Here is a 16,479-nt window from a genome sequence, read left to right on the forward strand (position 1 = left end):
GTTAAAAAAGGATGACGAAGTGATTACGAAGCGGCTTTAGCCTTTCTTTCGGCGAACTTCGGGTCCGTCGGCCCAATGGCAGGGAATCCGGACCGTAAAGCTCGTCCCCTCTTCCGGAGCCGATGTTACGCCGACATCTCCCCGGTGAATATCGACGATCCGTTTGACGATCGACAACCCTAAACCGCTGCCCCCGTCGCTGCGATTCCGGGATCGGTCGGCCTTATAAAAGCGTTCGAACAAATGCGGCAGATCCTTTTCGCCAATCCCGATCCCCGAGTCCGAGATTCGAATCACGGCATTGTCATTGGCCTTTGTCAGAGAAATGCCGATTCTTCCCCCGTTCGGCGTAAACTTGATGCTGTTATGCAGCAGGTTTACCCATACCTGACCGAGCAAATCCTCGACTCCTTCGACCTCGACCTTTTCAAGCTCCAGATCCACCTGAAGCTCCTTCGCCAGCCATTGCGGCTCGCTGGCCAGCACGACGGTTCGCCATTGGCGGTCTACTCTGAAGCGGCTGGTCTCGAAATCGGACCGGTCGCTCTCCAACGACGACAGTTTCAGGAGATTTTCGCTCATCTGCGATAATCTGCGGCTTTCCCGTTCGATGATATCGAGGTAGTGATTCCTCTTGTCCACCGGCAGGGCGGAATTCCTCAAAGCCGCGGTGAATCCTTGGATCGAAGTTAGAGGCGACTGAATTTCGTGGGATACATTGGAGATAAAATCCTGGCGCATCGTCTCCATCCGATTCAGTTCGCCGGCCATTTCATTAATACTTTCCACGATTGTCTGAAATTCCGACTGTCGGGTCGGGAAATCCAGCTTGACCGAAAAGTCCCCTTTGGAAATCCGCCGCATCGCGTCGATAATCGCGGCCAGCAAAGCCAGCTCTTTATGCCGAAAATACAGAGCCAGGACGGACAAACAAATGATAAAAATCGTGACGCCCAAAATAACGTCGATCAGTTGCGCAAAATAAGCCGAAGGGGTTCCCACATACCGATACAAATATCGGCTGATATAAGTGGCGCCCGTCCAGCATACGGCCAGACTGAGAATCATCCCCGCCAACTGAAGCGTTTGGCTGATCACTTTCCATGTTAGCTTCAGCGCATGGCGTACCCGGGAATTCAACCTCCGTTCACCTCCAGCCGGTAACCAAGGCCGCGCACCGCCCGGATGCGGAATCCGTGCTTCTCTTCGGGAAACTTCTCCCGGAGCCGGTTGATGTGAACGTCCAGAGTCCGCTCGTTTCCTTCGTAATCATATCCCCAAATTTCCTCAATCAGTTGTTCCCTTGTCAACGTTCTGCCCGAATTGCTGCCGAGGCGGAACAGAAGCTCAAACTCCTTCAGCGGCAAATGATACGTTTCATCGGCGGTTCCGGCCTCAAATGTCCGCCGGTTCATGCGGAGATTCCCGATCTCCACCGACTGGGAAGCGATGATCTGATATCTTTTCAGCAGCGCCCGGACCCGGGCCACCAACTCCGCCGGTTGAAAAGGTTTGACGAGATAATCGTCAGCGCCCAAATCGAAGCCCTTCACGATCTGCCGCGTCTCCCCTTTGGCCGTCAGCATCAACACGGGCATCTCGTACAAGCGTCGCAATTCCCGACATAGCTCCCAGCCGTCCAGGTTCGGCATCATGACATCCAGAATCGCCAGATCGGACTTGCTCTGTTCCAGCCTTCTTAAGGCGTCCAGGCCGTCGATAGCCTCTTCGGTTTCCATCCCCGCCTCTTCCAGAAAGACCCGCACCAATTCGCGAATATGCGGGTCATCGTCCACGATCAAAATTTTAGCCATTCGCCTCATTCTCCGGTTTCATAATCAACTTCCCGTTCTTCGGCAATTTGCAACTGCTGAGCGGCAAACTCCCGGTACATTTCGTGGCTTTTCAGCAGTTCTTCATGCTTGCCGCTGCCGGTTACTCTGCCTTTGTCGATAAAAATGATCTGATTCGCTCTCACCACCGTGGAAAGTCTGTGCGCAATGACAATGGTCGTTCGGCCTGCCATCAAGTTGTTGAGGGCCTGCTGAACTACATGCTCCGAACGGCTGTCCAGACTGGAGGTCGCCTCGTCGAGCATGAGGATTTTCGGATCCCTGAGCAGCGCCCGGGCGATCGCGAGCCGTTGCCGTTGTCCGCCGGACAATTTCACGCCCCGCTCGCCCACATCCGTATCGTACCCCTGCGGCAGCTCCGCGATAAACCCGTCGGCATACGCCATCTTGGCCGCCTCCGCCAGCTCATGGTCGCTGACCTCCCGCTCCACGCCATAGCAGAGATTTTCCCGGATCGTTCCGGCGATCATCGGGCTGTCCTGGGACACATATCCGATGACCCCGCGCCATGATTTAAGCGAGAAGGCGCCGATCGGCTCATCCCCCAGCCGAATCTCCCCCGCCTGCGGGAGATAAAAACGCTCGAGCATGGAGAAGAGCGTCGTTTTTCCGCTGCCGCTGGGCCCTACAACCGCGGTCACGGTTCCCGGATCCATGCGGAAGCTCACTTCTTTCAGCACCGGCTCATCCGGCTTGTATCCGAAAGTAAGACGGTCAACCTGGACCGGGAGCTGGGTGGTGCTCACGGGTTTGCCCGAATGGAACGATTCTTCGTCGGCATCCAACGTTTCGATAATCCGCTCGGTCGCCCCTTTGGCCTTTTGCAATTGCGTGAAAAAGGTCGACAGCTGCGTCATCGGCATAACGATCTGAATGAGATATAGAATAAACGCGACCAATTCGCCCGCCGTCAGCGCCCCGGAAGAAACCTGCATCCCGCCGTACCCGATCACGACCACGAGCAGCATCATTAACACCACGGACATGAGCGGGCTGATCCAGGCCATGACAAGCCCTTCCTGAACCCCGAATTTCAGCAGGTTCAATATGCCTTTTCTGCCCGTGTCATACTCCCGTTCTTCCGCGTTGGACGATTTCACGAGGCGGATTTCCGAGATGACCTGACTTAAGGTGGCTGTAAAAGTAGCCGTCTCGTCCTGCATCCCCAGTGAAATCTTGTACATTTTCCGGCCCAGCGGATACAGCACCAGCGCCGCGAGCGGAATCACGATAAACATGATCAGCGTCATCTTCCAGTTCAAGTACAGCAGAACCGCGATCGATCCGATCACGGAGATGATGCCGCTGAAAAAACTGGCGACATGTTCCGAAATCAGCGTCTTGATCACACCGGTATCGTTCGTCATCCGGCTGACCGACTCGCCCGTCCGGTTGTTGTCGAAGTACGCCACCGGTAAACGCAGCAGCTTCTTCCACAGACGGTCCCTCAGCGAAGCCACCATCTTCTGGCCGATATAGTTCAGCAGGAAGATTCCCGTACCGGACGCGACCGTCTGAGCGGCGAACGCACCGGCCAGCGCCAAAATCTGGTTCCTGTCCAAGGCGGCGAGCGAAAAGCCGTCCACCAAATTTTTCGTAAACATCGGAATGACCAAACCTACCAGCGTCGAAACGACGCTCAGGAATATAGCCAAGATCATCAAGCCGACCGAAGGCTTGGTTTCGCGCATTAACCGATAAAAAGATCCTTTTTTGATAGCTTCCGTTTGCATGTTCCTTCCCCTTTCCTGTTCGGAGCCTTCACCGCCGTCAAGCTCAGGAAAAAGAATAGCAACGCTTTTTAAACTATAAATAAACTGGGATTTCTAAAATGCTAGAGATTTTCCACTTCCACGCTGACCACATGATCGATGTGCCGGATAAAGTGATACAGCTCGGTGGTATATTCTTTTTCGGAAGCGGTGATGACCATATCGACGCGTTGGCGTCCTTCCTCAAGATCCTTGATTTTAAGGCGGCGAATCCGGTGCTGGTTCCGTTTTCGTCTGCTCTCCGTCTCCTGATCTTTCCCTCCGATGATCCGGATCAGTTCCGCCACATCGCCATGGTCTTCCATGATGACTTTAATGGAAACATCCCGCTGATTCAGCTTGTAAGGACCGATCCACTTGATCAGCGAAGGGATGAAGTTGACGGACAGCATCAATAAAACGACGGCAAGCGCCGCCTCCCAATAAAAGCCCGTACCGATGGCGATTCCGATGCCGGAAGCCGCCCAGATCATGGCGGCCGAAGTCAATCCCGAAATCCCCTCGTTGCTTCTGCGCAGAATGGCGCCCGCCCCGAGGAAACCGATCCCGCTTACGACTTGTGCGGCGAGCCGCATCGGGTCCATATTGGGATGATCCGGTCCGGCGAATTTTTCAAACGCTTCGATCGAGACGATCGTAACGAGACAGCTTGCGATACAAATGACCATGCAAGTCTTGATCCCGAGCGGTTTTTGTTTAAGCTGGCGGTCAATCCCGATAAAAAGGCCGAACAACAAGGCCATACAGAGTTTAAACATCATTTCGTAATCCACTTGTTCCATAGGGGTACATCTCCTTAAGCATATAGAGTGAGTATAATTGTATTCGGTATTTTGACGCAAATACATTTGGTTCCCTGTACTTTTACCCAATTTGCTTGATATATTTCACCCAGCAAAATCCCCCCGGCTTTTTTGCCGGGGGGCTATAGAGAACGCTGTGTATTATTGAATCGTGTTATACGCCTGAAATCCGGCGAAACGTCGCCTCATCCGCGACGATATACAGCCTCGCCTCCGGTGGAATCGGCTCATCCAGCTTGCGGTTGATCGCCAAGTCGTTGCGGTCCGCCAACAAGGTCGCACCCTGGCTCAGGAGGTCCATGAAGGCGTCCCGGTATGTTTTCCACTTCGTGTTTCCCGGAACTTCATAAATATCGGCGCCATGCTGGCGGCTAAGCAGCTGCCGAATTACCTCGGGATTGCCTTCCTGCAGGGCCGACCTTACCGCTAACCGGGAAATCGCATCGTGCGATAGTACGAATTCGTTGATTTGAACATGTCTAAAATTTTGAATATTTTTCTCCTGCGTGATTTCTACTGTGGTATGTACATGAGGGGCAATGCGCTCGATGCTGGAAGCCACCAGCAAGGACTTTCCGTCGATCAACGACGCTTCCTCAATCCGCGAATCCGCAAAAATAATCGCCGCCCTGGCTTCCGAAAGGTTAGCCTTTGCCAGAATCTCGTCGGACGAGGGATCACCACTGATAAAATGAACCTGATGCAGATGCTCCAGAGGATGTCGGCTGCTTTCGTCGATGATGACGATTTGGCCGGCAGGCGTGTAGCTCATGATTTCCTCTACCGCCGCTTGCGCCTTTTTGTTCCAATTAATCAGAATAATATGATGGCTGCCCCGATAGCTCAAAGTCCCGGCTCCTCTCTGCCGTTGGATACTGCCCATGGAATCGATGGTTCTGCCGATGACCAGACTGAGCAGTCCAATACCGAAGATATACAAAAAGATCGTAAATACTTTTCCCGCCACGGTTTTCGCAAAATAATCGCCGTATCCCACCGTCGCCATGGTCGTTAAGACCCAATAGGCCGCGTTAAACCAGGTTCCAAATGTACCGGGCTCCAACAGATAAGCGACGGTAGCGCTAAACAGAACGAAGCCCAGGATGACCATACCGATGGTTGTCTTTGGCATGCGCATCAGCTTCGTAGTTATTCGAAGAAAAAAGTGCACGTCCATGCCCCTCCCCGAATGTTTCCGTCAGATGATAAGGCTGCTGACGGCAAATGCGGTTCCGATAAACACCAGGCAGAGAAAAATTCCTACGGCCACATTACCTTGCTGTAATTGCTCGGATATTTTAAAGCCCGGGGTGACCAGTTCAAAAATCCAGTAGGCTGCGATCAGACAAACGTATCCTACGGCAAACCAAAGGATCATGAACCAAATGGACGTATTCGTATAAGCGGCGATCCCCAAAACGATCGCCGTGCCCATAAACTTGCCGCCCATCGCCAGTGCGGCCGCTTTATTCCCCTTCTTCAGCTCTTCCATATCTTTATAAGGCGTCATCCAGCTGAAAATCAGCATGCCAAGCAATTGCAGCCCGATGATTACCGCAACGCTTACGAGAATATTAATAACAATCGTCATCACTTTGCCCACCCCCTAAATTTCGCAAAAGCCGAATCATAATCGGCAAAATCGTGAACTTCCTCCAGAATCACCGAGGCTGTTTTTGCTTTTTCCAAAGCTTTGTATCTGGCGTCGTCAATCGGCTGCTTGATCCGGTTTCCGGAAGGGAGTTCCAAGACGGCGAAATTTCTGGTTTTCCCTTGATACTCGGTCTTGTAAACGCCGACCAGATTCACATTCGTCGTGACGGATACTTTGAGTTCCGCGAGGTCTTTATCGGCGGCCGCCTTATCGGGATAAGACTTGATCGTATTCCAGGCGGACAAACGGACTTCATTCTTCTGGTTCTCATCCGTCGTCAGCTCGGCGTCCATAAACTGCAGGACCCAAACTTTGTCCCCTGTCCCGTAGTTATTGTCGTTCGGCAGCAGTTCGTTGTCGGGGAGTACCGTCATATCGCTGCCCACTAAATCTCCAACGGTCCCTTCCTGAATTCTGTAATCCCAAGGAACCCGAACAGAAGTCAGTGTGGACTCGGCCCCCGAATCCGTATGGAAAACGCTGGATTGCCCTCCGCAGGCGCTGAGCAGAACCAGGAACATGCATCCGGTCAGAACCCATCCCAGCAAACGCTTGAACCTCATTTATTTCACTCCTATCGCAATAAAATGACTGGCATTGCCCGTAATCGGACCGCCCGCACGGCCCAGCAAACCGCAAGGGGTGCCGTTGATCACAAACACACCGGTCAACAAATGCAGCTCTCCTTCAGCCGTTTCGATTTTGGCGAGCTCCGCCCGCTTCTGATAAACCGAAGGGAACAACACGCTGCTGTCAAACCCTTCTTCATCCTCAATCTCCAGATGTCCGGTCTCGTCAAACATGCGGACGGAGCCGCCCTCCCGCCCGAACATCGATTTGGATACGAAGTTTCCGGAGAATACCGGCTTGTTGTATGTCGGCAGCATATATGCTTCGATGGCTTGGCGCTCTTCCTCATCAAACAGCAGCCCGAGCTCGTAAAGACCCCAGACCGCGGCAAGCAGCCCCTTGGATTGGAGCAGCAGGCTGTGAGGCGGGTTGAACAAGGTCAGACGGCCGGATTCGATCGCATAGGCCATCGCTTCCCCCGCATCGTCCACCGCCATCCATTCTTTGGGATACAATGCGAACAGACGGTTTATCACTTTTCCGTCCTTATTTTTCAAATAGCCGTTATCGAACCATAATTCCAAGCAATCCTCGCAAGTCATCGTTCGCCCGCTGTGCCGAACCAAAGCCTCGATCGTTCCCGAGTCCTCCAAATGACTGCCATAAGCGACGCACGCCGCACTTTCCGGTTCCTCGACGGCCCATGCCGCCGCCACCAGATCTTTCATCACCTCATTCGGTGAGGAAGCCCCCGCCTGGCTCAAAATCCAAGGGGTGGCGATCGAAGCCTCCACATAGCCGGTCGGCGTATCCGCATTCAGCTCCAGCAGCTTGATACTCCCGTCGTGAGCCACGGCAAAATCGAACCTTGCGTACCTGCTGATTAACCCGGGTTCGGCCAAAAGCTCGCCGTCGAGCATTTCCCACAGCAAAGGCGGAATGCCGAGCAGTCCGTAAAGATCCGGTCTGCGGTGCACATATCGGACCGCTTTATCAAGGATCATCCACAGCATGCGGGAAGCATGCATCAATTCTTCATAAACGGGTTGCCTCATCCAAACGATCTGGTCGATCCAGTAAGCTTCGTCCTCCAAATCCGCCCAGGTAAACCCGAGCTCGTAAAGCTGTTTTACCCGCCCGGCCCGATCGGGATCCGGCTCGCCCGTTACTTCGAATACTCTGTCGGTCATCCGCCAAAAAATCCTTTGCCCGAACTCGATCTGCTGGAGGATCCCGATATGGAGCTTTTGCTGCTGGATTTCGAACTGGAAGATGATCCAAGGCCGCTGGATTTACCGCCGATTCCGCCCGGACTTGAAGATGTCGAACGCCGTACGATCGAACCCTTCGTTGAAGTCGATGTTTTCGGAGGGACCACCGAACCGGCTACAGGTTTGTTCTGGAAAGCGCCGCTGGAATAGGAACGGGGTTTATACGGGGTGGACGTACCCGCGTAGTACCCGCCATGATTCTTGTGCCAACCGCTCGATGAGTAGTTGGAACCGCTGTTAAACAACAGGTGGTAAAGGAGCATATCGTCCCAGCCGAAGCCGGTTCCATACCCTCCGTAATTGTTAATGACCGTCGTTCCGCCGGAACCTGTGCTGCTGTCTCCGGAGCCTGCCGGAGCCTCCTTGCGCTCTTCCTCCTCGAACGGAATCGGAAGATTCCAGTCGACGTTCTTGTCAAAGTACGCCTTGACCTCTTCGGTCGACCAAGCCACAAGCTTGGGTTCGTCGCCGCTCGCTGCCCCGGTCGCCTCGGCGGTACCCGCGGGGACAAGAAAAGCGTTCGCCAGCAGCGCGATTCCCAGCGAAGTCGACAAGACGCGAAGCGGTTTACCGTCCGGCGTCAACAGTTTGGATTCGGCGGCTTCCGCTACCTTTTTTTTATCTTCTGCCAAAACGAATTCCTCCTTTCCCAAAGCCTACTCGTTTCGGACTGGCACCAGCAGGAGCTCCAGTTTTCCTTCATCGACGTTCAGCCGTCCCTCGACAGCTTCAAATTCCCTGCCGCCAACCACTATATAGTTCGCATGCTCCAATGCGGTAATCATAACCGGAGTCCAAACGCGCTCGTCGATTTGCTGAATCTCGCCGTCAGGCAACTTCTCGAACATTTTGACACTCATGTTGTTTTCCATCAATACTCCCCTTCCCTTTCGTTAAGCTATGTTATGTTACGAAAATCATGTCGGATGGTTTCAATTCATGACACGATCCCATAACTTTCCTTAGTGTAAAAAGCCCTTTTTTCATCATAGTCAACTTGGGAGAGCTTGCCAAGAAGTTATTTTTGCCGGACATTAAGATTTGTCAGACGGAGCACTAGTGTTATAATAGATGGGGCTAATATGCCATCAATATTATAGAACGGAGATTCGCCATGATCATTCAATTCATTCGTTATCGTCGATAAAAGGTGCAGATCGAACAAGCTGGGTATTTTTGTAAATTATGCCCGGTTTATTTGACTGTGCCTTTTTCGTTCAATTAAACGAATGAATGGGGTGCATATACGTGAGTCCATCGCAAAAGCAGGAGTTAGCCGCAGGACGGCTCTCCGGCCAAGTTTCGCTTCTCCGCTGCCCGGTTTGCCGGGAGCCGCTTCATGTCGCCGGCGGAAAGAGCTTGATCTGTCAACAAAAACATACCTTTGATATATCCAAATACGGCTATGTAAACTTTTTACGAAAACCTATAGAAACCAAATACGGGAACGCCTTGTTTACCTCGCGGGCGGAGGTTAGCCGAAGCGGATGGTTCGCCCCGTTAACCGGTCGCATCTCCGCGATGCTGCTGGAAACTCTGCCGAACCAACGCAGGGGCCTTTCACTTCTTGACGCCGGGTGCGGGGAAGGTTCGCATTTGGCGGCCATCGCCGAGCAAATTTCCGCCTTAAGCGACCAACAGGTGACAGGAGTCGGGCTGGACATTTCCAAAGAAGGCATCGCGCTTGCCGCCAAGCGGCATAGCGGACTTACCTGGTTCGTGGCCAACTTGGCGGAAAGCCCGCTCTCCGACCGCAGCTTCGACGGCGTTCTCAACATCCTCTCCCCATCCAATTACGGGGAGTTTCACCGGGTCCTTACCCAGGGTGGCCTGCTGGTCAAGGTGATTCCCGGTCCCGACTATCTTCGGGAACTGCGGGAACTTCTTCATCCGGGCAGCCGCAAAGAATCCAGCCTAGAGGCCGAAACCCGGCATCGGCTGCAAAACCTCTTCCGGCTGGAGGAGTCCTCCCGCTTGACGTATCGACGTGAGGTTCAACCGCCTTTGCTCGAGCATCTGATCGCCATGACCCCGCTGTCCTGGGGGGCCGATTCCGAAGCTCGCCGCAAGGCCGCCAAGCTGGACCGTCTCACCGTAACCGTCGATCTGATCCTGCTTATAGGACGGAAGCGTAGTTGAGAACCGGATAGATCACAACCGCTGCCCCGAGCAGCAAACGGAAGACGCCTTCGGTGAAAGACCCGGTCTCGATCGCCAGGAATTTGGGAACAAGCCGAAATTTCCGGTTCCAGGGCCAAAGCAGCGCAACACCTTGATCGTTGAACATATCGATCAGGGTGTGGGAAGCGTAAGCAAGAATAAAAGTCCAGAAGAAGAACGCTGGTAAAGCGGACAAAAGACTGCCAAGCGCCAAAATGAACAGAAGCGAGTGCGTCAACGTTCTGTGCTTAACCTTAGCCAATTGGAGAATCCAGGACAAAGGCAGCAGCAGCTTGGCCATCGTCGATCCTTTCTTGTCGATATCCGCCAACGGTCCGGCAAGGCAGCCGATCGTCAGCGCCGCCGCGCCTTCCCAGCTAAACAACGGCTGATGATAATAGGCCAGCACACCTTCGGCGGCAAGCAGACCGGCAAGACTATGGGTTTTCTGCAACATAAAACGAATTCCTCCAAGCTTATCCATGATTGTAAAGTGGATTATACCAAACATATGATCGCATTGTCTCGTCAAAATGAAAAAAAGGCCTATCCGCCGAGATCACATCTCGAGCGGATAGGCCCTTTTCAATGTTAAATTAGAATTTGGCAGCCAGCTCAGCCGCACGTTTCACACCGTCCTGGATAATGGACTCCGCGCGATCGGGGAATTGGTTGTGCCCTTCCACAATTACGGTTTCCGGGTTTTGAATGCCCCAGAAGCCCAGCGTGGTCAGCATGTACTTCATGGACATTTCCGCCGCCGCTGCCGGACCTTCGGAATAAACGCCGCCGCGCGCCTGCAGGAGGGCAACTTTCTTGTCTCCTACCAGACCGACAGGTCCTTGCTCCGTATATTTAAACGTTTTGCCCGCTTGATTCAAATAGAACAGGTAGGTCAGCAGTTGAGCCGGAATCGTGAAGTTCCACAACGGGAAAGCGAAAACGACTTTTTCGGCGTTCAAGAACTGATCCAGGTATGTGTTTGCCAAATCGGCCGCTTTCTGTTCTTCCGGAGTAACCGGCATTCCCTTGCCCAGCTTGAACAATCCGTTCAACATATCGTTGTCGTAGTATGGAAGTTCGGCTTCGAACAAGTTCAGTTCGGTAATCAGATCATCGGGATGCGTCTCACGGTACGTTTTCAGGAAGCTTTCATACAACTTGACCGTTGCCGACTGTTCGGCCGGGCGGTTATTGGCTTTAACAAACAAAACATGTGACATAATGGTTTCCCTCCAAAAAAATATTTAAACTAACTAATATTCTTGTACTATATTTAGTATAGTAACAGAGCAATATCCACTATGTCAAATGTTGTTTGTCATAACTTAATTAACGGGGATGGACGAACCGATCGCTTCCCGGCTGCGCTTGGCGGCCGAAACCATATTTTTCAGCGCCGCTACGGTTTCTTCCCTTCCGCGGGTTTTCAGCCCGCAATCCGGATTGATCCAGAACAGCTTCGGATCAAGCACTTGCAGCGCCCGGCGGACCATCGCCATCATTTCCTCTTCGGAAGGCACCCGCGGACTGTGGATATCATACACTCCAAGCCCGATGCCGAGCGGATAAGTATTCTCTTCGAAGCTCTGAATCAGCTCTCCGTGACTGCGTGACGTCTCGATGGAGATCACGTCGGCATCCAGATCCCGAATCGCATCGATCATGTCGTGGAACTCGCAATAACACATGTGCGTATGAATTTGCGTAGTATCCCGAACTGAAGATGTCGTGATTTTGAACGCTTTTACCGCCCAGTCGATATAGGCCCCACGGTCGGCCGGCTTCAGCGGGAATCCCTCCCGGAGCGCGGGTTCATCGACCTGGATCATCGTAATCCCGGCCTCTTCCAAAGCCTCCACTTCTTTGCGAAGCGCCAGGGCGATCTGATAAGCTACCGTCTCACGCGGTAAGTCGCTGCGGACAAACGACCAATTCAATACCGTGACTGGCCCCGTCAGCATGCCTTTGACCGGTTTCGAGGTCAATGACTGGGCGAATGCGGTCTCCTTGACCGTCATCGGACGGTCGAACTCCACGTCGCCGTAAATGAGCGGGGGCTTCACGCAGCGGGTACCGTAGGATTGGACCCAACCTCCCTTGGTAAACGCAAACCCCGGCAGTTTTTCCCCGAAAAACTCAACCATATCCGTCCGCTCAAACTCTCCGTGAACCAGTACGTCCAGGCCGATGTCCTCTTGAATCCCGATCCAGGTCCGGATCTCCTCCCGGATGAATTCGTCATACCGCTCGGTCGTCCATTCGCCTTTGCGCCACTTTTGGCGGGCCGCGCGCACTTCGGCGGTTTGCGGAAAGCTCCCGATCGTCGTGGTCGGCAGAAGCGGCAGGTTCCATACGCGCTGCTGCTCCGTGTGGCGAATTTCAAACGGGCTGAGCCGTTCGGCCGGCTGCTGCGCGATACGGTTCACCGCCTCCTGGACGTTCTTGCGGCTGCGCGAAGGGTCCGCGTTCAAGCGTTCCAGGGCCTGGCGGCTTTCGGCCAGCAAGGCCGGGTTTTCGCCATGCAGCGCTTGGCGTAAAGCCGCGATTTCCTCCAGCTTCTCTTCCGCAAAGGCCATGGCATCCTTAAGCACCCCAGGCAAACCGTCTTCTCCTTGTGCCGATACCGGTACATGCAAGAGACTGCAGGAAGGCTGTATGATCAGGTCGGAATCGTCCGCCAGCAGCCCGGCGATCTCGTCGATAAAAGCCTGCACGGCCGGCAGATCGGACCGCCAAATGTTGCGGCCGTCCACCACTCCCGCCGCCAGCGTCTTGCCGCCCGGAAAACCATGCTGCCGCAGAGCCTGCAGGTTCCCTTCCCGGCCATGCACGAAATCCAGCCCAATCCCGCGCACCGGGAGAGCGACGATTTCCTCGTAGCGTTCAACGGCGTCAAAATAGGTTTGCAGCAGAATCCGCGCTTGCGGTACCTCCGCCGAAATCGTCCGATAGATATCCTGAAGCAGCGCCAGGTCCTCATCCGATACGAAGGTTACAAGCCCCGGTTCGTCGACTTGGATCCACGCGGCTCCTTCCTGCTCCAGCTCGCGCAAAACGCGGACATACAACGGCAACAATTTTTGGCTCCATTCCCGCAGGTTGCCGGACGCCCCTTTGGACAGCTTCAGGAAAGAGTACAATCCGAGAACGACCGGCTTGCCGTCGATCCCCAACTTCTCTTTGGCTTCACGATAGGCCTGCAGCGGAAGATTGGCCGTAAGCTCAGGTTCCCTGTTCCCGAGCTCGGGGACGATATAATGGTAGTTCGTATTAAACCATTTGGTCATCTCGCTGGCCGCGGCGGTTTTGCTGCCTCTGGCCACCGCATAGTAGGTCTCGAGCGGAACCGGTCCTCCGTCGTATTCGAAACGTTCGGGGACGAGCCCAAACATCACGGCAGTGTCCAATACCTGATCATAATAGGAAAAGTCACCGACCGGGATCCAATCAATCCCTTTATTCTTTTGCAACTTCCAATGCTCGCTGCGGATTTCGGCCAACTGCCGGTGAAGCTCCGCCTCCTCTAGCTTTCCGCTCCAGTACGCCTCGATCGCTTTTTTCCATTCCCGCTGCTTGCCGATTCTGGGGAAACCCAAATTTCCGCTCGTAATTCTACTCATAATATAAAGCCTCCTCAACTAGTCTCTCGATAAATGATAGTAAATGCGTTAACGCGGTAAAATAAAAAAGGCCTTCTCTAGGCTATGCTAAAGAAGACCTTCGTATAGTTGTCCGATGGTTCGAATCTTTAACACCTCCCTATCTCCCGTAGGTACAGCAGTGTTGCCGAAAGAGGCAGGTCTCCTGGCTTCGGAGTTTAGCGCCGACCATGCAGCCTTCCCAGTGTCTTTCCGACACCAGTGGCCATTTCACGCATGGCGGCTCCTCCGTTACAGTGGCGGGACCGCGCCGGCATTTCACCGGTCTTCCCTTTTAAGCTTCAACCGCGGCTGAAGCACCTCTTCCCACATTATGCAATTTTTAAGTATGAACTAAATACTAACGGATGTTACGGCATAATTCAACAGTAATCTTATCGGAATCTACTATATTAATTAAAATTATCCGCTACCGCTTTATTAAGCATACCGATACAGCGGTCGAGATCCGTTTTGACCTGCTTTTTGTAAAGCTTGGCTTTTTCCGCCCCGTCATCGGTAAAATGGTACAGCACGATTTCCTGAAAATCGACGCTGGGATCATTGCCTTTCAAATGCTTGGTCCGGTAAAGAATCCCCTCCTGCACCAATTCGTGAAGGGCCCGGTAAATTTCACTCTGCGGCGGCACATAGCCAAACGGTTTGAACTCTTCTTTTAGTTCCTCCAGCATTTGATAACCGTATCCCCTGCGCTGCTCCACTTTCGTGATCAAAAATAATTTCAAGTAAGCCCGCTGTGCAATCATAAATGCCATAGCCCTCACCCCTGTTTCTTATGACCAATATAACTGAAGTGTAAAATTTGTACAACCGGGGAAGCTGCGCTGTTATTACTGTAGATGTAAGTTTTCAAGGTACGTGGATAGGAACTGTTAAAATCGAAGTTGCTGGATACGTTTAGGTCTGTTTTTCTATTATGAATTTTTCATATATTGAAATTATATAAATAGAAAATCGTCCGGGTTCATAAAAACAGCTTCGTTCAAGTGATTAATATCACAATAGTCGTTCCGATTGCCTTTTTCGTCCTGCATGCCACTTTCTAGCCCACGTCCCTTTTGGGCCTGCTCAAAATGAAAGGGGGCGTCGGCAAACCCGGGGCACCGATCAGGCCAAACGAGAGCTGGGATACAGCTAAAAAGCCATACTAAAAGCGCGGACGCCAACCTGTTTCCTTGGCGATCCGCGCTTTTTGATTTAACATTCTGCCGGTCGCTTCCGCCGGACCTTCCGCTGACCAGTTATCGCTGCAGGTCGCACATGACCTGTCTTCAGTTTAATCCCGATCACCGCCATAAGCGTGATTCTCACAAAAGGCAAAGATCCATCCTGGGGGTGTTACCAGCCATAACGATGAGGGCCCCATGCTTTTTTTACGAGCTGTTGTTGATCCAGGTGAAGCAAGGTGCGCGACGGAACATCCTGCTCCACCAGCACAGCCGGTCCGATCACGCTGTTGGAACCGATTTTGACACCGGGCATATATAGCGACGCGATACCTGTCCTTGTATAGTCGCCAAAATAAACGGCATTTCCGAACTTTTCCGGAAACTCCGTTCTGCCTTGCACCTTCTGCATTTGCGGCAAATCGTCAAAACGCAGTACGCCGATCGTAACCCCGGCCGCGATATCGGTGGAAGTGCCGACAACGCCGAAAACTTCCCCATAGTGAGTAAAGCTCACATTATCAAACGTGATTCCTTCAAATTCGGCGCAATGACCGATACGATTCCGGTTGCCGATAACGCTGAAATCCCCGATTTTACAGTAGTCCGTAATAACGCAGTCGGCGCCGATTACCGAATTGGCGCCTATAATCGCTCCATTCTCGATAATCGTTCCCTTACCGATGACGGCATTTCCTTTAATTTGCACGTTCCTGCCAACAATCACCCCTTCGCCCAGGATAACCTGTCCTTTGATCTCGGCAGACGGATGAATGACGGCGGAATCCGGGATGCTGCTCTCCATGAGAGTTTTAATTTCGTGGTCCAATACAAGATGAGCGGCCTGCAATAAATGCCACGGTTTATCTATATCGATCACGGCGGTTTCTGCGCAATGCGCGGTTACGCGACAACCGGCTTCGATCATGATCTGTAACGACTGCTCAAGCGCCGCTTCCATCGGCGGCATCATACCGACATTCACATGGGTCATAAACCCGGGATTTTGAGTTAGTGCGGATTGCAGAGCCGCCGTTCTGGCTGCATAAACACCCAATAACCGATGATTTACGTAGTGCGGACGCGGATGTCCATAAATCTGCAGCACCTCCTTGTCGCTGACGTTGGCGCAGAACCAATCTTGCGTCCGCTCCTGATCCAGCGGTTTAACCAGAAGATCCGCATCGCTTCCGGAATCGGACGATTGACGAATAAACTTTTGCATTGCCGCTTGCGTCGTAACGATATCCCCGTAAACAATCAGCACCTTTTCGTCAGTAACCATCGGCAGCAACCGTTCCAACGTGTCCGCCGTCCCTTGCGGAGCCGACACCGACACTACTTCTACACCTTCGATTCCGTGGCACAGCGATTTCAAACGCTTGTCGAGATAGTCCGCCGCAACGATAATGCGTTCCATAGACAGACTCTTCAGATGACCGATCATTCGCGAGAGAACAGACTGGCCGGCAACCGGCAAAGCGGCTTTCGGCCAATATTCATTGTAGGGCCATAGCTTGGAGCCCTTTCCAGCAGCAAGTATAATCGCAGTTTTCACTTAACCCGGC

16 protein-coding genes and 1 riboswitch are annotated in these 16,479 nt (G+C 52.9%); of the genes, 1 reads left to right on the top strand and 15 read right to left on the bottom strand.

Annotation, left to right across the window (positions count from 1 at the left end; all coding sequences use genetic code 11):
• Nucleotides 1-36 precede the first annotated feature (36 nt).
• The 10 genes from LBW89_RS24990 to LBW89_RS25035 all read right to left on the bottom strand — a co-directional run bounded on the left by LBW89_RS24990 (nt 37) and on the right by LBW89_RS25035 (nt 8,795).
• Entirely contained in the window at nt 37-1,140 is a 1,104-nt protein-coding gene (locus LBW89_RS24990) for a sensor histidine kinase (protein ID WP_225040737.1), read from the bottom strand.
• A complete protein-coding gene (locus LBW89_RS24995; RefSeq protein ID WP_148449706.1) occupies nt 1,137-1,814 on the bottom strand; it encodes a response regulator transcription factor in 678 nt (225 codons plus the stop codon). The genes LBW89_RS24990 and LBW89_RS24995 overlap by 4 nt, the downstream gene beginning before the upstream one ends.
• Before the next feature lie 5 nt (nt 1,815-1,819).
• Complete coding sequence (locus LBW89_RS25000; protein ID WP_148449707.1) at nt 1,820-3,586, bottom strand: ABC transporter ATP-binding protein; 1,767 nt, start codon at nt 3,584-3,586, stop codon at nt 1,820-1,822.
• Between the two features lie 101 nt (nt 3,587-3,687).
• Complete coding sequence (locus LBW89_RS25005; RefSeq protein WP_211373238.1) at nt 3,688-4,407, bottom strand: MgtC/SapB family protein; 720 nt, start codon at nt 4,405-4,407, stop codon at nt 3,688-3,690.
• A 175-nt stretch (nt 4,408-4,582) separates the two neighbouring features.
• The gene (locus LBW89_RS25010; protein WP_148449708.1) at nt 4,583-5,599 is read right to left on the bottom strand and encodes a potassium channel protein; all 1,017 of its coding nucleotides are present in this window, start codon (nt 5,597-5,599) and stop codon (nt 4,583-4,585) included.
• A 27-nt stretch (nt 5,600-5,626) separates the two neighbouring features.
• Nucleotides 5,627-6,019: a DUF350 domain-containing protein gene (locus LBW89_RS25015; RefSeq protein WP_148449709.1), complete on the bottom strand. Its 393-nt coding sequence runs from the start codon at nt 6,017-6,019 to the stop codon at nt 5,627-5,629.
• Nucleotides 6,019-6,645 carry a hypothetical protein gene (locus tag LBW89_RS25020; protein WP_148449710.1) on the bottom strand — a complete coding sequence of 209 codons (627 nt, stop codon included), beginning with the start codon at nt 6,643-6,645 and terminating at the stop codon, nt 6,019-6,021. Before LBW89_RS25020 ends, LBW89_RS25015 begins: the two co-directional genes overlap by 1 nt.
• Nucleotides 6,646-7,842 (bottom strand): glutathionylspermidine synthase family protein, encoded by a 1,197-nt coding sequence (locus tag LBW89_RS25025; protein ID WP_148449711.1) that lies wholly within the window; start codon nt 7,840-7,842, stop codon nt 6,646-6,648.
• A complete protein-coding gene (locus LBW89_RS25030) occupies nt 7,839-8,555 on the bottom strand; it encodes a hypothetical protein (RefSeq protein ID WP_148449712.1) in 717 nt (238 codons plus the stop codon). Before LBW89_RS25030 ends, LBW89_RS25025 begins: the two co-directional genes overlap by 4 nt.
• A 24-nt stretch (nt 8,556-8,579) precedes the next feature.
• Nucleotides 8,580-8,795 carry a hypothetical protein gene (locus LBW89_RS25035; RefSeq protein ID WP_148449713.1) on the bottom strand — a complete coding sequence of 72 codons (216 nt, stop codon included), beginning with the start codon at nt 8,793-8,795 and terminating at the stop codon, nt 8,580-8,582.
• A 376-nt stretch (nt 8,796-9,171) separates the two neighbouring features.
• Here LBW89_RS25035 and LBW89_RS25040 point away from each other — a divergent pair, with 376 nt between their 5' ends.
• Nucleotides 9,172-10,062 (top strand): putative RNA methyltransferase, encoded by an 891-nt coding sequence (locus LBW89_RS25040; protein WP_170286990.1) that lies wholly within the window; start codon nt 9,172-9,174, stop codon nt 10,060-10,062.
• Here LBW89_RS25040 and LBW89_RS25045 read toward each other — a convergent pair.
• The 5 genes from LBW89_RS25045 to LBW89_RS27785 form a co-directional block, all read right to left on the bottom strand.
• Nucleotides 10,040-10,540 (bottom strand): metal-dependent hydrolase, encoded by a 501-nt coding sequence (locus LBW89_RS25045; RefSeq protein ID WP_148449715.1) that lies wholly within the window; start codon nt 10,538-10,540, stop codon nt 10,040-10,042. The genes LBW89_RS25040 and LBW89_RS25045 overlap by 23 nt on opposite strands.
• A 139-nt stretch (nt 10,541-10,679) precedes the next feature.
• Nucleotides 10,680-11,306, bottom strand: a complete 627-nt coding sequence (locus tag LBW89_RS25050; protein ID WP_148449716.1) for an FMN-dependent NADH-azoreductase — start codon at nt 11,304-11,306, stop codon at nt 10,680-10,682.
• Nucleotides 11,307-11,411: 105 nt separating this feature from the next.
• Nucleotides 11,412-13,706 carry a 5-methyltetrahydropteroyltriglutamate--homocysteine S-methyltransferase gene (metE, locus tag LBW89_RS25055; protein ID WP_148449717.1) on the bottom strand — a complete coding sequence of 765 codons (2,295 nt, stop codon included), beginning with the start codon at nt 13,704-13,706 and terminating at the stop codon, nt 11,412-11,414.
• A 156-nt stretch (nt 13,707-13,862) separates the two neighbouring features.
• Nucleotides 13,863-14,064: riboswitch (cobalamin riboswitch) on the bottom strand.
• A 73-nt stretch (nt 14,065-14,137) separates the two neighbouring features.
• Entirely contained in the window at nt 14,138-14,500 is a 363-nt protein-coding gene (locus LBW89_RS25060) for a helix-turn-helix transcriptional regulator (RefSeq protein WP_148449718.1), read from the bottom strand.
• 583 nt (nt 14,501-15,083) lie between these two features.
• A complete protein-coding gene (locus LBW89_RS27785; RefSeq protein ID WP_148449719.1) occupies nt 15,084-16,469 on the bottom strand; it encodes an NTP transferase domain-containing protein in 1,386 nt (461 codons plus the stop codon).
• Between the last annotated feature and the right edge of the window lie 10 nt (nt 16,470-16,479).

This window comes from Paenibacillus sp. alder61 (assembly GCF_020179875.1).
GTDB lineage: Bacteria > Bacillota > Bacilli > Paenibacillales > Paenibacillaceae > Fontibacillus > Fontibacillus faecis.